The 415-nt window shown below is 44.3% G+C and carries 1 pseudogene; it reads left to right on the top strand.

What is annotated here, in order from left to right:
* A pseudogene (locus A3756_RS27215) lies at positions 1–413 on the top strand (capsular polysaccharide biosynthesis protein CapF); the annotation flags it as partial.
* Between the last annotated feature and the right edge of the window lie 2 nt (positions 414–415).

Raw genomic sequence — 415 nt, 5'->3', positions numbered from 1 at the left:
GAGCGCTCTATTCAACATACATAAGTTACTATACCCCACAACAGTTTTCTTACGAACTGGTGAAGCATGAAGACCCAAGAGGGGTCTTTGTAGAAATGCTTAAAACCAAGGATTCAGGTCAGTTCTCGTTTTTTTCTGCTCACCCCGGCATCACTCGAGGCGAGCATTATCACCACACCAAAAACGAAAAATTTCTCGTGTTGAAGGGGCGTGCCCAGTTTGGGTTCAAGCATATTGTGACAGGTGAGACCTTTACTATTGAAACCTCAGGAGAGCACCCAGAAGTGGTAGAAACAGTGCCTGGTTGGTCTCATAACATTACGAATATTGGCGATGACGAAATGTATGTCATGCTATGGGCAAATGAGATATTTAATAGAGACCTGCCCGACACGATTGGGTACAAGGTATAGGT

This window comes from Oleiphilus sp. HI0086, from assembly GCF_001635225.1.
The sequence above is the reverse complement of the archived record's forward strand: the minus strand, read 5'-3'. Positions and strand labels throughout refer to the sequence as shown.